The sequence below is a fragment of the Candidimonas humi genome, assembly GCF_019166065.1.
GTDB classification, from domain to species: Bacteria; Pseudomonadota; Gammaproteobacteria; order Burkholderiales; family Burkholderiaceae_B; genus Candidimonas; species Candidimonas humi.
Genome location: NZ_JAHTBN010000013.1, coordinates 21,418 through 42,085, shown reverse-complemented (window position 1 = coordinate 42,085; position 20,668 = coordinate 21,418). Strand labels below are relative to the sequence as shown.

Genomic DNA, 20,668 nt, shown 5'->3' with positions numbered 1-20,668 from the left:
GAATTCCGAAACGGCGGCAATAAAAACCTACGAGGAGAGCGGCCCCGGCCCGTTGCGCGCGGGCCCCGCGAGCACACATGAAATTCAACGCCGTCAAAAACTTCATCGCGGTGGCCGAGCGCGGCAGCCTGCGCGCCGCAGCGCGCCATCTGGACGTCCCCCAGCCGGCCATCACCCGCAGCATCCACGAACTGGAAAAAGAACTGGGCGTGCCCTTGTTCGAACGCAGCCACAAGGGCGTACAACTGACCCAGATGGGCCGGACATTCCTGCGCCGCGCCAATGCGGCCTGCAACGAGCTGCAACTGGCCAAGGAAGAAATCGGCCAACTGCGCGGCGAGGCACACGGCACCGTCACCATCTGCCTGTCGAGCGTGCCGCACCTGACGCTGCTGCCCGAGGCCCTGCGCCCTTTCCGCGCCCGCTTTCCGGGCGTAGACCTGCGCATCATCGATGCCGTGTTCCCGCACGTCGAGGCGGCGCTGAAGGACGGCACCATCGACTGCTACATCGGGCCCCTGCCCGCACAGGTGCCGGTCGAGCTGCACAGCGAAAAGCTGTTCGACAACACTCGCATCATCCTGGGGCGCAAGGGCCATCCGCTGGCCCACGCCCGCTCGCTGCGCGAGCTGGTCGATGCGGAATGGATCACCACATCCATAACGCACAAGGCCGAGGAAGAACTGGGTCCGCTGTTCGCCAAGCACGGCCTGCCGGCGCCGCGCCTGGTGATGCGCGCGCAGTCTTCGCTGACCTTCCTGGTGTCGATGGCTTATTCCGATCTGCTGATGATGATGCCGGTGCAATGGGTGCAAGTCCCCTTGTGGAGAGACGTGCTGGAACAGATACATGTCAGCGAGTCCCTGCCCGCCCCGCCTATCTGCCTGGTGCAGCGCGCCGGCATGCCCCTGACGCCCGCGGCCGATTATTTCTGTACCCTGATCAGGCGCGCCAGCGGCCGGGTGCAGCCGCCGGCCCGGCCGTAGCGAACGGCATACGCATGGCGGGCTCATGCCTGGTCTGCCCGGCACATATTGCGGATACTCTTACTGGGCCGTGATCCCGGCTGTCTCGACCACTTTTTTCCAGCGCACCAGGTCGTGCTTGATGAGGCTGGAGAACTCGGCAGCAGAACTGGTGTGCACCGACAGCCCCATGTCAGCCAACTGGGCCTTGACCTGGCTGGAACTCATGACCGCGACAAAATCCCCGTTCAGGCGCTCGACGATCGCCGGTGGCGTGCCGGCGGGCGCCATTACGCCATACCAGGCGTCCACCCCGTCCATGAAATCGATGCCTTGCTCGCGGAAGGTAGGCACATCGGGGATCAGCGGGTCGCGCTGCGCGCCGCTTACAGCCAGCAGGCGCACTCGCTTGTCCTTCAAGAAGGGCAGCATGGTGTGCACGGTGGTGAACATCATCTGCACTTCACCGCCCACCAGGCCAGTCAAGGCCCCGGCAATTCCTTTATAAGGCACGTGCGCGATCTGCAGCCCCAAGTGCGACTTGAACAGCTCCATGGCCAGATGCTGCGGCGTACCGGTGCCGGGCGTAGCGTAGTTGACATGGCCGTCCTGCGTCTTCACATAGGCGATCAGCGATTTCACGTCGTGCGCCGGCACCTTGGGATTGACGGCAAAGGTAAAGCCCGCGGTGGCCAGCTTGGCCACCGGCGCGAAGCTGCGTATCGGGTCGAAGGGAAGCTTGCGATACAGGGACGGCGTCATCGTGAAGGTATTGATGGCCATCAGCAGCGTGTAGCCATCCGGCGCCGCGACGGCAACCTGGCGCGCGCCGATGTCGCCGCTGGCGCCGGGCTTGTTGACGACAATCACCGGCTGGCCCCAGCGCGCCTCCAGCTTGGGGGCGATGATGCGCGCAATGATGTCGCTGCCGCTGCTGGCCGTAAACGGCACCACCAAGGTCACCGGCTTGTTCGGGAAGGCCGCGGCATCGCGCGCGCCGGCAGCGCCGGGAAAGGCCGCCGCCAGAAGAGCCGCAGCGCATGCCAGGGAAGTCAGGATTTTCATTGATATTCCTTGGGGATCACAATTTCAGGATGCGCTCGGCATTCAAATGGGCCAGCTTGGCGCGGTCGGTGTCGGCAATGGGCAGGGACTCGAACCAGGTGGACGCCGCGACATTCGACTCGAAGGGGTAGTCGACGGAGAACAGCATGTTGTCGAAGCCCACGATGCTTGCGGTGCACATGAGCTCGGGCGTGGAGAACACGCCTGCCGTAGTCACGCTGAAATGGTCGAGGAAATATTCGCGTACCGACTTCTTCAACTGCGGATACTTGGGCGTGAGCCTGCCGTCCGCGCGCCACAGCGCGAAGGGCAGGAGTTCGCCCATGTGGCCGATGATCATCCGGAGCCGCGGATAACGGTCGAGCACCCCGCTGAGGATCAGGCGCAGCACATGCGTGCCGGTTTCCACGGCATAGCCCCAAGGCGCATAGCCCAGCGACGGATAGTCCTTGTAGTAGGCCTCGTAGACCGCGGGATGGGGGTTGGCCGGATGCAGGTAGATGGGCACGTCCAGCGCCTCGGCGGCCTCGAAGATCGGCCAGAAGCGCTGCTGGTCGAGATAGGCGCCGCGCGTGTGGCCGTTTATCATCGCCCCCTTGAAGCCGAGCTGGCGCACCGAACGCTCTAGTTCGCGCGCTGCCTCGGCCGGCTCGGAAGTGGCCAGGGTGGCGAAACCGGCAAAGCGATCGGGGTGCAGGGCTACCGCCTCGGCCAGGTAATCGTTGGCGGCGCATGCCAGCAACACGGCCTGGCGCGCATCGGTCATGTCCTGCACGCCCGGCTTGGTGTGCGACAGCACCTGCATGGTGATGCCCGCCTCGTCCATGGACTGGATGCGCGCATCGCCCAGCTCATCCAGGCCGGGTACACGCGACGGGGAAAGCAGTGCGCGGTCGACCTCGTCGTATGAGGCGGCCACGCCGGCATGCAAGAAATGCTCTTCGAGCGCGATCAGGCGGGCGGGACGTCTTGGAGGTGTGGGGCTGGTGAGGTTCATGTCGTGGCTGTGCCTGGATGAAGTTGTGTATCGGACGCGCGCTTCTGTCCGGCCGCGATGAGCGCAACGGGCGCGCGAGCAAATTGCCCGGCCCCAGTTCCCCAGGCCACGCCGCCGCATGCCGGCAATTTCTCGGATAGGCCATGTCGCTCGTCCCCGGACGGGTACAGACCTTCGCATCCTAACCAGGGGAGGTGTATCGAGGAAGATGACGATTGACGCTGGCCGATAACAATATCAAATCACCTATGGGGATCATTGCGACTCTCCCGGGCTGCCGGCCGGGACGCCCGACCGCCGCGCCGCCGATTTGCATGCCGTCCCCACAAGGCTCACAATGGAGCCCCTCCAGCCGACTGCCCCGCTGCCCCCGGCATTCGGCGTCCATGCATGCCCGGACCGCGCAAGCCCGGTCCCGCCCAGATGAACGACACCAGCTTCAGTTTGAAAAAAATCGCCGTCGCGGCCTTCGGCCCGGCCTTGCTGTTCAGCATAGGAGAAGGCGCAATTCTTCCCATCATCGCGCTCAGCGCCCGCAACGAAGGCGCCTCGGTCGCCCTGGCCGGGCTGATCGTGGGCCTGATCGGCATCGGATCCCTGGTCAGCAACATCCCCGCGGCCATGCTCATCGCCCGCTACGGCGAACGGCTGGCCATGGTCTGGGCCGCGGCACTGAGCGTGCTGGCGCTGGTCCTGTGCCTGATCCCCGGCCAGGTGTGGCTGCTGGCGATAGGCGTATTCATGGTGGGCATGGCGACCTCGGTGCTGCTGCTGGCGCGGCAGACCTACCTGATCGAGGCCGTGCCGCCGCACATGCGCGCGCGCGCCATGTCGACGCTGGGCGGCACCCGGCGCATCGGCGTATTCGTCGGCCCTTTCGTCGGCGCCGCGGCCATGCACATCATGGGACTGGCCGGCGCCTACTGGGTGGGCATCGTGGCGATATTCGCCTCGGGCGTGCTGGCCTACATGATTCCCGACCTCGAAGACCACAAGCACGGCGCCGCGGGGGCACCGCCTCCGCCCAAGATCGTCCATATCCTGTGCGCCCACTGGAAGGTGTATTGCACCGTAGGCTTCGGCGTGCTGCTGGTAAGCGCGCTGCGCGCCTCGCGCCAGATCGTGATTCCGCTCTGGGCGGACCACTTGGGCATCAGCCCGACGGCCACCTCGATAATCTACGGGGTGGTGGCAGCCATCGACGTGCTGGCCTTCTACCCTTCCGGCAAGGCCATGGACCGGCACGGACGCTTCTGGGTGGCGCTGCCGTCGGTGCTGATCATGGGCCTGTCGATGGTGCTGATACCCGCGACCGCGGGCCTGTGGAGCTTCGTGATCGTCTCGATGACGATCGGCCTGGGCAACGGCATAGGCTCGGGCATCGTCATGACGCTGGGCGCCGATGCCTCGCCGCGCGAGGGCCGCACCCAGTTCCTGGGCGTCTGGCGGATGATCGCCGACATCGGCGCCAGTGGCGCGCCGGCCCTGCTGTCGGCCATCACGGCGCTCGCCTCGCTGGCGCTGGGCATCGTGGTCACCGGCTTGCTAGGCTTCGTCGCCGGGGCCGTGTTCTGGCGCTGGCTGCCGCGCAAGAAGTCGTAGCCGCGCAGTCCCGGATACGCGGGCCGGGCGTCCGGGCCGGCCCGCGGCAAGACCGGCCGCCACAGCCCCGTCCGCGCCGCGGCCGCCATCTGGCCCCGGGGGGCTACAATCCACCGTATGGCTATAGCCGCCCCTTCCCTGCAAGGAGATGCAACGATGGACATCAAGGCCGAAAGACAAGCCCGGGTTCGAGCCACCATGGTCGAGATCCACGCCCTGCTGGGCGATGCCGCGCCGGACCGCGGCACACTGCAAGCCATAGGCGACAAGCTGCAGCAGCTCGCGCAATACCCGGAACTGTTTCCCCTGAGCGACTTTCCGGCCCCCGAGCAAGCCGCGGCCTCCTCGCGCTACCTGCTGGCGCAGCGGGAAGACGAAAGCTGTGCGCTCTACATCAACGTGATCAACCCGGGCAAGGCGGCCAAGCCGCACAATCACGGCACCTGGGCGGTGATTGCCGCCCTCAGCGGCGAAGAGCGCAACCAGTTGTACCGCCGCACCGACGACGGCAGCGACCCGGAACATGCGCAGCTCGAAGACGCCGGCGAATTCGTGGTCAAGCCGGGCTCGCCCATCACCTTCCTGCCCGACGACATCCACAGCATCCACGTCGACGGCGACGAGACCGTGCGGCATTTCCATTTGTATGGCAAGGCCCTGGAAACCCTGATCGACCGTCTCGGATTCGATATCGAGACCGGGCGCGTGCATGGCTACAACAAGACCTATATGCAGCCGACCGCAGGCCGCGACAGATGAACCGCGGCCGTGGCCCAGGCACCATGCGCGCCGCAAGCCCGCCATCATCAGAGCCCAGCCCATGAAGCACATCATGCAATACATCAGGCAGATCAATCAGCGCCGCATGACTGCCTTCTATCTGTCCTCGCATGGCGACATGGGCGGCGGCGGGCCGGCGCAACACCAGATGGAAGCGTTCAAGCCGCTCGAAGACCGGCCGCGATCGCTGCGCGAGATGTTCGCCGACCTCGAATACGAAGCCGAAGCCGAAGACGACAACACCTGAAGCCGCCCCGCCGCTGGCAGCGGACGCTGCGCCGCGCTCCCGCGTCCCGGCTTACTGGCCCTTGATGCCTGCCGCGCGGATCACGCGCCCCCATTTATCCATTTCGGCATCAATGAACTTGCGGAATGCCGCCGCATTGCCGGGATGAGGCTCCATGCCCTGGGCCAGCAGCCTCTGCCTGATGTGAGGGTCCTGCAGTGCGCCGTTGATTTCCTTGTCCAGGCGTTCGACGATAGCCTGCGGCACGCCGGCCGGCGCCATGAAGCCATACCAGCCCGCCGCGACCACCTTGGGAAAGCCTTGCTCGGGCAGCGTATGCGCCTGCGGATAGATGGCGCTGCGCACGGTCGAGGCTACCCCCAGCACCCGCAGCCTGCCGCTCTGGATGTGCGGCAGCGCCGCCGTGATGGCCGTGAGCGTGGCATCGATGCGTCCGCCCGCAAGCAGGTCCGTGTATGCCGCGACGTCGCCGCGATACTGCACCACGATGCCTTTGGAGCCCGATTCGCGCAGCACCAGTTCGGCCGCCAGATGCGGCAGCGAACCATAGCCGGGCGAACCGAAGGTCAGGCCGTTGGGCTGCGACTTGCCGTAGGCTATCAGTTCCTGCGCCGTTTTTGCCGGCGACTTTGCGTTGACGACCAGGAACAGCGGCACAGTGATCGCCATGGCCACAGGCTGCAAGTCCTTGCGGGGATCGTAGCTGAGCTTGCCGTACAGCGACTCCAGCGTCGAATAAGGCGCGGCGGCATACAGGATGGTGTAGCCGTCGGCGGGCGCATGCGCGACGTAATTATTGCCGACGCGCGTGCCCGCGCCGGTCTTGTTCTCGACCACGAAGGGCTGCCCCAGGCGGCGCTCCAGATAGGCCCCGATCAATCTCGCGGACAGGTCGTTGGGCCCTCCCGCCCCATATGGGGAAACGAGCTTCACGGGGCGGGAGGGCCAGCCGCCCTGGGCAAAGACATCCGGCATCGCGCCGGCGCAGATGCCCGCGGCGGCTACGCCCAGCAGGGTCCGTCGGTTCATGTTCATGCATGTCTCCTGAGTTCGAATAAGAATAAAGATCCAGGACGAAGGATAGAGTGTGTCAAACTATTCGAACAAGCTTGATTTTCTTGATTATCTAGAAGACCAGGTTATAAATTGATTTTCGGCCGAAACCGTCGGCCGACGACATGCAGAGGACACCCATGACACCAGAAGTCACGCTCAGGCAATTGCGCGCATTCATGGCCGTGCTCGAACGCGGGAGTTTTTCCGAGGCTGCCGAGGCCATGCATCTGTCGCAGGCGGCGCTCAGCGGCCTGGTCAAGGAACTCGAAGGCCGGCTCGGGGTGCGCCTGCTGGATCGCAACACGCGCAGCGTGGGCGCGTCCGTGGTCGGCGCCGCGTTCGAGCCCATGGTGCGGCGCGTGCTCGCCGATCTCGACGAGGCGCTCAAGAACATCACCAACCTCAAGGAGCTGCGCCGCGGGCTGGTGCGGGTAGCCGCGCCCGAGACCCTGTCCTGCACGCTGCTGCCCGAACTGATCGCGGGTTACGGGCAGCGCCATCCGGGCGTGGACATCCGCTTCGACGACGTGCCTATCGAAGGGGTGCTGGCGGGCCTGCATGACGGCAGCGCCGACATCGGCTTCGGCCCGGCCGGCGTGTTGACCGACGAGGCCGTGCACGCGCACCTGATCCGCATCGACCCTTTATGGGTGGCGCTGCGCCCCGACGACCCGCTGGCCGCAAGCGCAGCAGTCAAGTGGAAGGACCTGCGCGAGCGGCAGTTGATCAATTACATGCCCAATCTGGCGCTGAATGTGCTGAGCAACGTGCCGCCGCGCTACCACCCCAGGGACATCATGGCGGTGCACCGTGTCAATACGGCATTGTCCATGCTGCGCGTGAGGCCAGGCTACGCGATCTGCCCTTCGATGGCGCGTTCGCTGGTTGAAGGCTTCGGGCTGGCCTTCCGCCCCCTGCTGCAACCCACCGTGACATGGCGCATCGCCATCTTTGCGCGCGAGCGCTCGTGCCTGTCGCCCGCGGTGGAAAGTTTCCTGGACTACACGCTGGAGACCGCTGCGGACGCAAACGGCGATGCTTCGCCGCGCCCCGGCGGCCCACGCAAGGCTGTGGCGGCAGGCATATCCAACAAATAAGATCAGCTTATAAATTCCTCAGAAATCTCGTCTTGTCTGATAAAAAGCAGGCAGGTATCGTAGGCGACCCAGCCTCGAGCATTCGCCACGGCGCGGCGACGACAAGCAGTGGCGCGGCACACAGCGCCGCACACGGCGATGCCGCCGGCCGCGCAATGCGGATGCCGCGGGCGCAACGCATCGGGAATATTCCCGCCGACCCTCGCCACGCAGCCCATGAGCACTACAGATCCAGACATAGATTTTCCCGATCTCGATTCCTTCCTGTCGCCGGCCTCGATCGCCGTCGTCGGCGCCTCGGCAAGCGCCGGCAAGATCGGCGCAGCGCCCTTGCGCTACCTGATCGAACACGGCTACGCGGGCGAGATCTACCCGGTCAATCCGCGCGGCGGGGAAATCGCCGGCTTGCCCGCCCATGTTTCGCTGCGAGCCATATCCCGGCCCATCGACCTCGCCATCTTCGCAATCCCGGCCGCCGCGGCTCCGGCGGCGCTGGACGATGCCATCGCCGCAGGCGTGAAGAACATCGTGATGTTCTCGGCCGGATACGCCGAGATGGGCGAGCATGGCGCACGGGCGCAAGGCGACTTCGCGGACAAGGCGGCCGCGGCCGGCATCCGGGTGCTCGGTCCGAACTGCCTGGGCTTCATGAACTCCGCACGCTCGGTCTACGCAACGTTTTCCCCCGTAGTGTCCACCGGGCTCGCGCAGCCTGGCACAGTCGGCATCGTCAGCCAGAGCGGCGCTTTCGGGGCCTACGCATACGCCATGGCGCGCCAGCGCGGCGTCGGGCTGTCGGCCTGGATCAGCACCGGCAATGAATCGGACATCGACGTTGCCGCATGCATCGCCTGGATGGCGCGCAATCCGGCGACACGCATCATCATGGCCTACCTGGAAGGCTGCCGCGACGGCGCCAGGCTGCGGCGGGCACTGGACCTGGCGCGCGTCGCAGGCAAGCCCGTGGTGCTGGTGAAAGTAGGCAGGACCACGCTCGGCGCCGCAACGGCCGCCTCGCATACCGCCGCCCTGGCAGGCGACGACGCCGCCTACGACGCGCTGTTTCGCCAGCACGGCGCCTGGCGGGCAAACAATATCGAGGAATTCTTCGACATCGCCCATTGCCTGGCCGTCTCGGGCCTGCCCGCCAATCCCAAAGTCGGCCTGCTGACCGTCTCCGGCGGCGTCGGCGTCATGATGGCCGACGATGCGGCCATGGCCGGCCTGGATGTCGCCGAACTGCCCGCGACCGCGCAGGAACGGATCCGGGCGCGCGTGCCCTTCGCTTCCACGCGCAACCCCGTCGACCTGACCGGACAGGTGACGGCCGAGCCCGATCTGCTGGAGGCAGCGGCCCGCGTCATGCTCGGCGAAGCCGGCCACGGCAGCCTGCTCATCTTTCTCGCGGCTTTCGGCAGCACGCCCGCCATGAGGGACATACAGCAGCAACTGGCGCGGGACCTGCGGCGCGAGTTCCCCGGCCGGCTGCTGATGTTCGGCATGCTTGCCGACACCTCGCAGCAGCGCGCGCTCGAAGCCCTGGGCTGCCTGTGCTTTTCCGACCCGGCGCGCGCCATACGCGTGCTGGCCGCGGTCAATTTCCTCGGCGCCCAATTGCAGCGCCCGGCAGCGGCGCCCATAGCCATCGAGCCGGCCGGGCTCGGACCCGGCCCCTATAACGAGGCCGACGCCATGGACCTGCTGCAAGGCTTCGGCATACCCGTCGTGCCCGCCCGTCGCGCCCGCAACCAGGAAGAAGCCGTGGTGCAGGCGTGCGATCTCGGTTTTCCGGTGGCGATGAAAGTGCTGTCTCCCGACATCACGCACAAAAGCGATATCGGCGCAGTGATACTGGGCGTGCCCGACGCCGGCGAGGCCGGCCGCGCCTATGAGCGCATCGTCGCTGCCGCCGCATCTGCAGCGCCCGGCGCGCGCGTGGACGGCGTGCTGGTGGCGCCGATGATACGCGGCGGCGTGGAATTCATACTCGGCGTACGCCGCGACCCGTCGCTGGGCGCGGTGGTAATGCTCGGGGCCGGCGGCGTGCAGGCCGAACTAATGGGCGACGTGGCCTTGCGCCTGGCGCCGGTGGACCCGCGGCAGGCGCGCGAAATGATCGAAGAACTCAAGACTGCTCCGCTGCTGCGCGGTTTCCGCGGCGCGCCGCCCGCGGACGAGGATGCTCTGGCCGAGGCTATCGTCAATATTTCCCGTTACGCGCTCGCGGCCGGCGATACCTTGGAGGCGGCGGAATTGAATCCCTTCGTCGTGCTGCCGCGCGGCCAGGGCGCGCTGGCGCTGGACGCGGTCGTCCTGACCCGCGCAGCGGCGCAGGCTGCGGTGGCGCATGCGCCGCAAACGCCACGGACGACACCACAAAAGCAAGAGCAACAGAATACGCAAGTTCTGCAATCGCCCCGGGCGGCGCAGGCCTCGCATGCGGTGCGGCCTCCACAGGCGCCACCGGCCGCGCGCCTGGCCGTGATCGCCACCCTGCCGCTATTCGAAATGGCGCGCATGCGCGCGGCCAATACCGCGCGCCGGCATCTGGTGCAGGGATATGCCGGCGACAGCCCCGCATCGAGGATGCGCTGGGTCAACCAGTTCACGCATACCCGGCGCCTGCGCGGCCCGCAAGACAAGGAAGTCGTCACGCCGAACAACGACACGCTGTTCACCAATGCCTGGCTCGATCTGTCGGCCGGGCCGCTGCTCATCGACGTGCCCGAAATGGGCGAACGCTACTGGGTGCTGGGCTTTCTCGACGCGTGGACCAATCCCTGGGCCTATGCGGGGCGGCGCACCACCGGCGGCGCCGCACAACGCCTGTTCGTCCATGGGCCCGGCTGGACGGGATCAGCGCCGGCCGGCATGCACCGCATTGCCGCGCCGGGCGACGACGTGTGGATCATCGGCCGCATCCTGGCCGACGCCGATGCTGCGGACCTGGCGCAGGTGCATGCACTGCAGGACCGCTACGCCATCTCGCGGCCGGACGGCGCGCCGGCGCTGTCGCGCATCGACACGCTGCTGGACGGCCGCAACGCCGATGCGCCGCAAGCGGACGAATACCTGTGTGTCCTGGAAACGATGCTGGCCCGCAATCCGCCGGCCGCCCCGCTGCCCGGCTGGCCGCCGGCGCCCGCGGATCTGCAGCAAGCGCTGGCCGAGGTCTACACAGAACTGCGCGAGACCGCCCATTCTTCCGAGCTGGGCGGGGGCTGGACCACCGCCGTTTCCGTGCGCGACAGCTTCGGCGACGACCTGCTGACGCGCGCGCGCGTGGCCCGCAACTGGATCGGCACGCTCGGCATCGACGAGGCCATGTACATCATGGCCGAAGTGGATGCCGACGGCGCGGCGCTTAGCGGCGCGCGACGCTATGTGCTGCGCTTTCCCCCGGGCGGCGAACCGGACGTAGGCGCATTCTGGTCGATCACGCTATACCGCCGCCGCGACTGCCTGCTGGTGGACAACCCCATAGGCCGCCACTCCATCGGCGACCGGACGCGGGGCTTGCTGCGCGATGCGGACGGGGGCCTGAGCATCTCCATCCAGGCGGACGACCCGGGGCCGGGCAAAAACTGGCTGCCCGCACCGCCCGAAGAAGGCTTTTACCTGACCTTGAGGCTCTATCAACCTGGCCGTGCACACCTGCAAGGGACGTTCGGCTATCCGCCCGTGAAGCGGACGGGTTGAAGAGCAAACGCGGCCACGCTTTCCAGCTTAGCCGCCCCGAAGAGGGCCTAAGACTCTCCGGGGCGGCGCGCCGGCATCGATGCAGAGGAACGAAACCATGTCCAAGCAATTGCAATCCCGGGTAGCGATCGTGACGGGGGCCGGCGGCGGGTTGGGCCGCAGTCACGCCCTGGAACTCGCGCGCCACGGCGCGCGCGTGGTGGTCAACGACCTGGGCGCCGGGGCGCGGGCCGTGGCCGATGAAATCCGCCTCGCGGGCGGCGAGGCCGTCGCCTGCGCCGGCGACGTCACACGCTACGAAGACATGCAGTCCATGGCCGAACTCGCGATCGCCGAGTTCGGGCGCATCGACATCCTCGTGAACAATGCGGGCATCCTGCGCGACCGCACATTCGCCAAGATGCCGCTCGACGACTTCCGCCTGGTGCTGGACGTGCACGTCATGGGTTCCGTGCATGCCGCCAAGGCGGTCTGGCCGCGGATGCAGGCGCAGAACTATGGGCGCATCGTGATGACGACTTCGTCTTCGGGCCTGTACGGCAACTTCGGCCAGTCGAACTATGGCGCCGCCAAAATGGCGCTGGTGGGCCTGATGCAGGCCCTGGCGCTGGAAGGCGCCAGGCACGACATCCGCGTCAATTGCCTGGCCCCCAGCGCCGCGACCGCAATGACCGAGGGCCTGCTGCCGGAGGACGCGGCAGCCGTCATGACGCCCGAACGCGTCAGCCCCGCACTACTCGCCCTGGCCGGCGACGCGGCCCCCACGCGCATGATCCTGCTGGCAGGCGGCGGCAGCTACGAATGCGCCCACATCACCATGACTCGCGGCATCCACATCGACGACGCGGCGGGCCCTGCCGAAACGCTATGCCGCCGGCTGGCCGAGGTGCAGGCGCAGGCCGGCCAGTTCGTCCCGGACTCGGGCTGGGACCAGCCGAGGCACGAACTGGCCAAGGCCCGGGGGCAATTAGAATAGACAGTCAATTGGATCAATACACGGAAACGGCGCGGCCCAGGCGGACGGCACGCGGTTTCCGGATGCCGGACTTTCGCACCATGGACTCCGACGCCCTGCAACGGCTGGCGAACTACGTCATGCCTTATGGCAAATACAAGGACCGGCCGCTCGCCGAGCTGCCCGGCCATTACCTGGGCTGGTTCGCCCGCAATGGCTTTCCCAAGGGCGAGCTGGGCCGCATGCTGGCGCTGATGTACGAACTGGACCACAACGGGCTCAGGGACTTGCTGCGCCCGCTGCGCGAGGCCCATGGCGGCCACGCAGGCAGCGGAACTCGCCTCCCGCCCTCCTGAGCCAGCCTCCATTCCCGTCGCCTGTCCTTGCGGACGTACAATGCGCCGTATTCCTCTTTCCGGCCCTTGAGCCGCCGCGGCACCGCTGCGGCCCGCATCCGTTCACGCAGACAATGCCGCAAACACGAGAAGTTCCGCTGTACTCCACCTTGTCCCATTCGGACGTGCGCTCCGTCATCATCGGCCTGATGCTCGCCATATTGCTGGGCGCACTCGACCAGACCATCGTATCGGTATCGCTGCCCATGATGGCGTCAGACCTGCAGGGCGTGGACCTGCTGGCCTGGGTGGTGTCGGGCTACCTGATCGCGGTGGCGGTGGCCACTCCCATCTACGGCAAGCTCGGCGACCTGTACGGAAGGCGCGTGATGCTGTCCTCGGCCATCACGATATTCCTGCTGACATCGGTCGCGTCGGCCATGGCGCCCACCATGCCCTTCCTGGTCGGCGCCCGCATCCTGCAAGGCCTGGGCGGCGGCGGCCTGATTTCCGTGGCCCAGGCCATCATCGCCGACGTGGTGGCGCCGCGCGACCGCGGCCGCTACCAGGGCTACATCAGCGCGGCCTTCGCAGTGGCCAGCGTCACCGGCCCGCTGGCCGGCGGCCTGCTCACCACCTATCTGTCCTGGCGCTGGGTGTTCTGGATCAACCTGCCCCTGGGGCTGGTGGCCCTGCTGTCCTCGCGGCGCGCGCTGGCGCTGCTGCCGGTGCCCAAGGTCAAGCGGCCCATCGATTTCCTGGGCGCGATATTGCTGATCGTGGGGCTGGCCACGCTGCTCATAGGCATCACCCGGGTCGGCCAGGGCGCAGGATGGTTGGATACCCTGAACAGCAAGCTTTTCGGCGTGACCGTGATCGCCCTGTTGGCGTTCTACTGGCAGGAACGGCGCGCGGCCGAGCCCATCGTGCCGCTGGGCATGTTCAGCAACCGCACGGTCAATGTGTCTTGCGCCATATTGTTCATCGCCTTCATCGAAATCGTGTCGCTGTCGGTGCTCATACCGTTGCGGCTGCAGATGCTCACCAAGGCCGGCGCCGACGGCTCGGCGCTGCAACTGGTGCCGCTGAGTCTGGCGGTGCCCACGGGGGCATACATAGGCGGGCGGCTGATGACGCGCATGGGCCGCTACAAGCATCTGCAAATGTTCGGCGCCCTGCTGGTGCCGATCGCGGTACTCGGGCTGGCCTTTCTGGCGCCGGGCTCGGCCGTGTCCACCATGGTCTGCATGGCGGTCACGGGGCTGGGCATAGGCCTGCAACTGCCCACCTCGACAGTCGCGGTGCAAAATGCCGTGGAACACCGCTACGTAGGCATCGCCACTGCAGTTTCGGCATTCTGCCGCTCGCTGGGCGCGGCCATGGGCATTGCGGTGCTGATGGCGCTGTTGCTGGCCGCCCTGCAGGCCGACGCCCCGGCCTCGGCATCGGGGTTCTCGGGCGCCGAAATCATCAAGGCCCTGATCGGCGACGCCCAGGTGCACGTGGACGCGATGGTCAAGGCCCAACTGGCCGGCAGCGCCCAGGAAGCCTTCCGCAATATCTTTTCGGTCGCGTCGGGGATAGGTTTCGTCTCCTTCATCTTGAGCATGCTCGTCAAGGACGAGGCGCTCGAGGAACGGGTGCCGGTCGAACGTCCCCAGCCCGCCCATTGAGCCAGACCGAAGACCGGCGCCGCGGGTGCGCGCCGGTCTTCGGACCGCTGCCGCCGGCGCGCACGACCACGGTCCGATCGCCAGGCGCGCAGTCCGCCGCCCGCAAATCTGCAATAATTGCGCCACCTTTTCCGCCATTCCCTCATGTTCGATATTTTCTCCGGCCTGCACTTCTGGATAGGCTTCAGCCTCGTGCTGGCGCTGGCGTTCGTGCTCGCCTTCGAATTCATCAACGGCTTCCACGACACGGCCAACGCCGTGGCCATGGCCATCTGCACCAAGGCCATCGCCCCGCACCTCGCCGTGTCCCTGTCGGGCATCTTCAACTTCCTCGGCGTGCTCACCGGCGGCGTGGGAGTGGCCTACGCCATCGTGCATCTGCTGCCGGTGGAACTGCTGGTCCACATCGACACCGGCCATGGCCTGATCATGGTGTTCTCGATGCTGGCCGCGGCCATCGCCTGGAACCTCAGCACCTGGTTTTTCGGCATCCCCGCCTCCAGCTCGCATACGCTGATCGGCTCGATACTGGGCGTGGGCATCGCCAATGCCTGGCTCACGCACACGGCGCTGGCCGACGGCGTGAACTGGGCTAAGGCCCTGGAAATCGTGCTGTCGCTGGTGATCTCGCCGATCATGGGCTTCGTCCTGTCGGGCGTACTGCAATGGGCGGCGCGGCGCTGGAAGGCCGACTCCAAGATGCACAGGACGCCGGAACAACGGCGCGAGACCGACGGCAAGAAGCACCCGCCGTTCTGGAACCGGCTGGTGCTGGTGCTGTCGGCCCTGGGGCTGAGCTACGTGCACGGATCCAATGACGGCCAAAAAGGCATAGGCCTGATCATGCTGGTGCTGATCGGCATCGTGCCGGCCCAGTTCGTGCTCAATCTGAACGCCACCAGCTACGACATCGACTACACGCGCAACGCCGCCACCCACCTGGAACAGATACTCGAACGCAGCGACCCGGCGCTGCGCCAGCAATTGCTGCGGCAGACCGCCGCGGACGCCGGCGCCCCGGCCTGCGATCCGCGCAACACCCCGCGCACCACCGCCATATTGCTGCAGGACCTGAGCGGCGTCGACAATTACCGCTCGCTGGCCGGCGACAAACGCATCGCGGTACGCCGCTACTTGCTGTGCCTGGACAACACCGCCAAGAACGTCGAAAGCATGGCCGGCCTGTCCACGCCCGAACGCGCCGACCTGGCCCGCGTGCGCAAAGACCTGACCGCCACCACCGAATACGCGCCGGTATGGGTCATCGCCGCTGTCGCCCTGGCGCTGGGCCTGGGCACCATGGTCGGCTGGCGCCGCATCGTGCAGACCGTCGGCGAAAAGATCGGCAAGCAGAGCATCACTTATTCCCAGGCCATGTCGGCGCAATTGACGGCGGTGGCATCGATAGGCCTGGCCAATTTCTTCAGCCTGCCCGTATCCACCACCCACGTGCTGTCCTCGGGCGTGGCCGGCACCATGGTGGCCAACAGCACCGGCGTACAGGGCAAGACCGTGCGCAACATCCTGCTCGCCTGGGTCTTGACGCTGCCGGCGGCCATGATCCTGGCGGCCGCCCTGTTCCTGCTGGGCATGAAATTCGTCTGAACCGGCGCCATATCCGCGACGGCCCGGGGCAACTGCAGCGGCCCCGCAACACCGGGCCCGGCTCGGGCCGGTAAATTCATAGTGTTAAGCAAGTATTCAGCTTCATGCGCAGATAATGCTCAGTTGTATTTTTCCTGAGCATTACTCACATTATTCGGCTCAGACCGAAGAGGTAGACCTCGTATGCTGGTCGCTGAAAACCTAGAAACAGAAATCCTCGCCATCGTCGAGTCTGTCATTCTCAAGCCCGTCTCCGCCGACGCCTCGCTGGTCAAGTCCGGATTGGTCGATTCCATGGCCGCCGTAGACATTACCCTGGCCATCGAAGACAAATACGGTTGCGGCATCCCCGCCCCGGAAATCGCGGAAATCCTGGAAACGGTGCAAAGCATCTGCCTATATGTGGCGGCGCACACTTAAGAGTCCGCTCCAGCACCTGCTCGCCGCACTGACCGCCGCCTGCATCGCCCTGCTGGCCTACTTAGGCCTGAATCCTTATCTGACGCACAGCCTGCATCCCCGGGCGACCGATGGCCTGGATGCGCGGGCGGGCATTTACCTGCCCAATATGGGCGACAACTGGAACGAGCAATCGGTCAATTTCGCGCGCATGAGCCGAGCGCTGGCCGACGGCACGCTGGTGATCCTGGGCTCGTCGGAGCTCTCCAGCCACGATCTGCGCTTCGTACCCTATCGTTTTTTCCCCACCGAACTAGGCGTGCCCACGCTCGCCTACGGACACGCCAAGCTGCAGTCCTACGGCATATTCCGCGTGCTGCAGTCCTTGTCGGGCAGCTTCACGCCGCGCACCAAGCTGGTCATCATGCTCTCGCCGGCATGGTTCGCCGCCGAGGGCGAGCTGCCGTCCAGCGCCTTTGCCGAACATATTTCCGGCCCGGTGCTCGACAGCCTGTGGAGCCGCCCCGCCGCCCGCGACAACCTGATCTACTGGGTGCGCCACCACGAAACCTGGGGCATACTCGGCCTGCTCGCGCAGGCCCGGCTGGCCACCTTCCGTGACAAGCTGCAGATGTGGATCACCGGCAAGCCCATCATCAGCGGCCCGGCCTACGACCCGACTCCGGCAGCCCTTGCGGCCACGCGCCACACCGTATTTCCCGTTCCGCCCACGCTGCCGCAAGCCGACTGGCAGCGCCTGCTCGACGAAGCGCGCGCCACGGGCCGCCTGCTCAGCAGCGCCAACCCGTACGCAGTGCGCAACCAGTACTACCGCACGCACCTGTCGCTGGTTCCCGATCCCACCCACCAGGAATTCGCCCGCGGCGACCCGATCGCAGCCCATGAATTCACCGACCTGTCCCAGCTCATGGAATACCTGGCGCACAAGCAGGTGCATGCCTTCTTCATCATGCAGCCGCTCAATTCCAAGCTGGTGCTGGACACCGAAAGATTCATCCCCACGGTGCACAGCATCATGGCGATGTGCAGGCGCTACGGCATGTCGTGCATGAACATGTATCCGCTACGCCCGGTACCGGGTATCTTCAACGACGACATGCACCTGGCGGAACTGGGCTGGGCCCTGGCCGACCAGGCCATAGACCAGCATTTCGCGCCGCACACGCCATGAACGCCAAGCAAACTCCCTGCGCGTACCGTGCGCCGCGGCGGCCCTGTGCCGCAGCATCGGCCGGCTCCGTTTCCCGGCGGCCGCGGGCCGCAAAGCCTCAACGCCCGGCATGAAGCGCTTTCTCTTCCTCGTCTGCCTGTACCTGGGCCTGATCGCGGTGTGCCTGCTGCAGGCCCGCGCCCCGTCCGACCTGGGCGGCCCGATCAAGGTCGAGTACGAGTACCAGCAGTTCTGAACCGCGGTCCGGCACATCCCACATGGAACTGTTCGCAAGCTTCGATTTCTTTCTTTATGCGCTGCTGGCCGGCCTGGGCGTATCGCTGGCCGGACGGGCGGCCGCCTGGGCCAGGCTGCCGCTGCGCTATGTGCTGGCCTGCCTGGGCCTGATTACCGCCGCGCTGGTCTTCCAGAACCACCCGCTGCAGCCGCTGATCGTGTTTGCCGTGCACGCCCTGGCCTTGTGGCTGTGCCGCCGCAAGCTGATCGCCACCCGCGTGGCAGTGGTGGCGACCATGCTGCCGCTGCTGCTGGTCAAGACGCACGCGCTGGGCTTCCTGGGCATGCTGGGGCTGTCGTTCATGACCTTCCGGGCGGTGGACGTGCTGTTGTTCGCCCACGGCAACGAGCGTATCCATCCGGTCGATTACCTTACCTACCTGTTCTTTCCGCTGACCCTGCTGGCCGGCCCCATGTATCGCTGGCGCAATTTCCAGGCCGACCTGAACAAGGGCTACGCCCAGGTCAATATGGGCCATTGGCGCGCAGGCTACGAAGCCCTGCTGCTGGGCCTGGTCCAGAAATTCGCCATCGCCCACTTGGTCTGGATCGGCGGCCTGGCCCAGGTGGCGGCCGACGACTACAGCCTGCGCGGCGTGCTGCTCAATACCGTGCTCTACAGCGTCTACCTGTATTTCGATTTTGCCGGCTACTCGAACATGGCATTGGGCCTGGGCAAGATGTTCGGAGTCAACCTGCCGGCCAACTTCAACAACCCCATCCTCAGCCGCAACCCGCAGGACTTCTGGCGCCGCTGGCACATCAGCCTGTCGGAATGGCTGCGCGACGTGGTCTTCATGCCTATCTACAAGGCACTGTCCAAGGATCGCTTCTTTTCGCGGCATCGCTTCGCCGCCCAGAACATCGGCATCTTCGCCACCCTGTTCTGCATGGGCATATGGAACGGCCTGCAATGGCATTACATCGTCAGCGGCATCATGTTCGGCAGCTACTCGGTGATCCACAACCGGCTGCTGCTGGCCGCGCGCGAGCATCCGGCGCTGCAGCGGTGGCTCGCTACATGGCCTGCCCGCCTGCTGGGCAGGGTGCTCACCATCGCCTCGGCCATGTTGGCGCTGTATGTGTTCAGCGGCCGCAGCCCGGTCTGACATGAGGCGCTCCACACTCGCGGATCGCCCCGCGCTCGCCGGGGCCGCCGCCCGCCAGGCGTCCGGGCGGCTCCGCATGCGCCTACACTGAAGAAGCAAGGCTAAAGGAAACCCATGTATTTCGACCTGCACGAGATGCAATTTGCCGATGCCGCCCTGGGCGGCGAGCGGCTCGCAGTGGCCGGCAGCGACCGCAGCCTGGACTGGAACGCACTACGGGCCGAAGCACAATGCTGGGCGCAACGCGCGCAAGACCTGGGCCTGGGGCCGGACGTCCCGATCGTGCTGTCGGGCCACAAGCAGGCGGCCTTTTTCGTCGCCATGACCGCCTGTCTCATGCTCGGCGCGCCTTTCGTGCCGGTGGACACCATCTACCCTGAAGAGCGGCGCCGCTGCATCGCCGAACTCGTCGGCGCGCCCTTGCTGTACCACGCCGACACGCACGAATTCGAGCGCACCGGGCACGCTGCGGCGCCCCTGGCCGAAAAAGGGCTGGCCTACGTGCTGTTCACCTCGGGCAGCACGGGCGAGCCCAAGGGCGTGCAAATAGGCCGTGAAAGCGTGCGCCTGCTGGCGCAATGGATGCAGTCGAGCTTCCGGCTGGGCGCCACGCCCGTCTTCATGAACCAGGCCCCCTTCAGCTTCGATTTGTCCATGTTCGAAGTATTCGGCACGCTGTCCAGCGGCGGCGCCTGCGTTCTCAACTCGCGCGAACAGATCCAGGACCCGGCATGGCTGCGGCGCCTGGCGCAAGAGCGCATCAGTTGCTGGGTTTCCACGCCCTCGTTCGCCCATCAGCAATTGCTGAACAAGGAATTCTCAGCGGCGGGCCTGCCCTCGCTCGATACCTTCCTGTTCTGCGGCGAGGTATTGCCGCATTCGCTGTGCAAGCGGCTCAAGCAGCGCTTTGCGCAAGCCCGCATCCTGAATACCTACGGCCCCACCGAAGCCACGGTCGCCACCACACTCATCGAAGTCGACCAGGCCGAGCTGGACGCCCATCCCGTGCTGCCGGTGGGCTATGCCAAGCCCGACTGCGAAATCGAAATCCACGACGACGAGATCTGCATCGCCGGCGACCATGTCATGCGCGGCTACCTGAACCGGCCCGAGCTGAACCAGGCCAGGATGTTCCGCCATCCCAATGGGCGGCGCGGCTTGCGCACCGGCGATCTGGGCCGGCTGGATGCCGACGGCCTGCTGTGGTGCCTGGGCCGGCGCGACGACCAGATCAAGCTCAACGGCTATCGCATCGAATTGTCCGAGATCTCGCTGGCCCTGCAGGCCCTGGACGAAGTGAAGAACGCCATCTGCCTGGCGCTGCGGCGCCCCGATAACACGGTGGCGCGGCTGATAGGCTTCGTGGAACTGGTTCGCGGCGGCCATGCCTCGGAACAGGAAGCCGCATCCGCCTGGATGCCCTATCCCGCCGCTAGCTGGAAGCCCGCACTGGAACGCCGCCTGCCCTCCTACATGCTGCCGTCCGAAATCGTGGTGGTGGACTCATTCCCGATGTCGGTGAATCACAAAATAGACGGCAAGGCGCTGCTCGAAGGGTATTTGAAGAAATAGGCCGGCCGCTGCTGGCGGCGGCCTTTGGCTCTATATGCGGGCAA

The 20,668-nt window shown here is 66.2% G+C and carries 18 protein-coding genes; 15 read left to right on the top strand and 3 right to left on the bottom strand.

Annotation, left to right across the window (positions count from 1 at the left end; genetic code table 11):
• Window positions 1–77: 77 nt before the first annotated feature.
• Window positions 78–986: a LysR substrate-binding domain-containing protein gene (locus KVP10_RS19345; protein WP_217966386.1), complete on the top strand. Its 909-nt coding sequence runs from the start codon at window positions 78–80 to the stop codon at window positions 984–986.
• 60 nt (window positions 987–1,046) lie between these two features.
• On the opposite strand, the gene KVP10_RS19340 is transcribed toward KVP10_RS19345, so the two are convergent.
• Window positions 1,047–2,030, bottom strand: a complete 984-nt coding sequence (locus KVP10_RS19340; protein WP_217966385.1) for a Bug family tripartite tricarboxylate transporter substrate binding protein — start codon at window positions 2,028–2,030, stop codon at window positions 1,047–1,049.
• A gap of 16 nt (window positions 2,031–2,046) precedes the next feature.
• Window positions 2,047–3,027 carry an amidohydrolase family protein gene (locus tag KVP10_RS19335; protein ID WP_217966384.1) on the bottom strand — a complete coding sequence of 327 codons (981 nt, stop codon included), beginning with the start codon at window positions 3,025–3,027 and terminating at the stop codon, window positions 2,047–2,049.
• A gap of 390 nt (window positions 3,028–3,417) precedes the next feature.
• Here KVP10_RS19335 and KVP10_RS19330 point away from each other — a divergent pair, with 390 nt between their 5' ends.
• The 3 genes from KVP10_RS19330 to KVP10_RS19320 all read left to right on the top strand — a co-directional run bounded on the left by KVP10_RS19330 (window position 3,418) and on the right by KVP10_RS19320 (window position 5,656).
• Window positions 3,418–4,629, top strand: a complete 1,212-nt coding sequence (locus tag KVP10_RS19330; RefSeq protein WP_246600852.1) for an MFS transporter — start codon at window positions 3,418–3,420, stop codon at window positions 4,627–4,629.
• Window positions 4,630–4,785: 156 nt separating this feature from the next.
• The gene (locus KVP10_RS19325; RefSeq protein WP_217966383.1) at window positions 4,786–5,388 is read left to right on the top strand and encodes a cysteine dioxygenase family protein; all 603 of its coding nucleotides are present in this window, start codon (window positions 4,786–4,788) and stop codon (window positions 5,386–5,388) included.
• 61 nt (window positions 5,389–5,449) lie between these two features.
• Window positions 5,450–5,656 carry a hypothetical protein gene (locus KVP10_RS19320; protein ID WP_217966382.1) on the top strand — a complete coding sequence of 69 codons (207 nt, stop codon included), beginning with the start codon at window positions 5,450–5,452 and terminating at the stop codon, window positions 5,654–5,656.
• A 51-nt stretch (window positions 5,657–5,707) separates the two neighbouring features.
• Here the strand turns inward: KVP10_RS19320 and KVP10_RS19315 are convergent, their stop codons facing one another.
• Window positions 5,708–6,691, bottom strand: a complete 984-nt coding sequence (locus tag KVP10_RS19315; RefSeq protein WP_217966381.1) for a Bug family tripartite tricarboxylate transporter substrate binding protein — start codon at window positions 6,689–6,691, stop codon at window positions 5,708–5,710.
• 158 nt (window positions 6,692–6,849) lie between these two features.
• Here KVP10_RS19315 and KVP10_RS19310 point away from each other — a divergent pair, with 158 nt between their 5' ends.
• From KVP10_RS19310 to KVP10_RS19265, 11 genes are all read left to right on the top strand, one after another.
• Window positions 6,850–7,809, top strand: a complete 960-nt coding sequence (locus tag KVP10_RS19310) for a LysR family transcriptional regulator (RefSeq protein WP_217966380.1) — start codon at window positions 6,850–6,852, stop codon at window positions 7,807–7,809.
• A 216-nt stretch (window positions 7,810–8,025) separates the two neighbouring features.
• Window positions 8,026–11,508 (top strand): acetate--CoA ligase family protein, encoded by a 3,483-nt coding sequence (locus KVP10_RS19305; protein ID WP_217966379.1) that lies wholly within the window; start codon window positions 8,026–8,028, stop codon window positions 11,506–11,508.
• A 97-nt stretch (window positions 11,509–11,605) separates the two neighbouring features.
• Entirely contained in the window at window positions 11,606–12,484 is an 879-nt protein-coding gene (locus tag KVP10_RS19300) for an SDR family NAD(P)-dependent oxidoreductase (protein ID WP_217966378.1), read from the top strand.
• Window positions 12,485–12,564: 80 nt separating this feature from the next.
• The gene (locus KVP10_RS19295) at window positions 12,565–12,819 is read left to right on the top strand and encodes a DUF3820 family protein (protein ID WP_217966377.1); all 255 of its coding nucleotides are present in this window, start codon (window positions 12,565–12,567) and stop codon (window positions 12,817–12,819) included.
• A 113-nt stretch (window positions 12,820–12,932) separates the two neighbouring features.
• Entirely contained in the window at window positions 12,933–14,471 is a 1,539-nt protein-coding gene (locus KVP10_RS19290) for an MDR family MFS transporter (RefSeq protein WP_217966376.1), read from the top strand.
• A gap of 144 nt (window positions 14,472–14,615) precedes the next feature.
• Entirely contained in the window at window positions 14,616–16,076 is a 1,461-nt protein-coding gene (locus KVP10_RS19285) for an inorganic phosphate transporter (protein ID WP_217966375.1), read from the top strand.
• A gap of 183 nt (window positions 16,077–16,259) precedes the next feature.
• A complete protein-coding gene (locus KVP10_RS19280) occupies window positions 16,260–16,496 on the top strand; it encodes an acyl carrier protein (RefSeq protein WP_217966374.1) in 237 nt (78 codons plus the stop codon).
• Complete coding sequence (locus KVP10_RS19275) at window positions 16,477–17,667, top strand: D-alanyl-lipoteichoic acid biosynthesis protein DltD (protein ID WP_217966373.1); 1,191 nt, start codon at window positions 16,477–16,479, stop codon at window positions 17,665–17,667. Before KVP10_RS19280 ends, KVP10_RS19275 begins: the two co-directional genes overlap by 20 nt.
• A 109-nt stretch (window positions 17,668–17,776) precedes the next feature.
• Window positions 17,777–17,902 (top strand): hypothetical protein, encoded by a 126-nt coding sequence (locus KVP10_RS21470; protein WP_281422024.1) that lies wholly within the window; start codon window positions 17,777–17,779, stop codon window positions 17,900–17,902.
• 22 nt (window positions 17,903–17,924) lie between these two features.
• Window positions 17,925–19,052 carry an MBOAT family O-acyltransferase gene (locus KVP10_RS19270; protein WP_217966372.1) on the top strand — a complete coding sequence of 376 codons (1,128 nt, stop codon included), beginning with the start codon at window positions 17,925–17,927 and terminating at the stop codon, window positions 19,050–19,052.
• Between the two features lie 114 nt (window positions 19,053–19,166).
• A complete protein-coding gene (locus KVP10_RS19265; protein WP_217966371.1) occupies window positions 19,167–20,624 on the top strand; it encodes a D-alanine--poly(phosphoribitol) ligase in 1,458 nt (485 codons plus the stop codon).
• The last annotated feature ends 44 nt before the right edge of the window (window positions 20,625–20,668 follow it).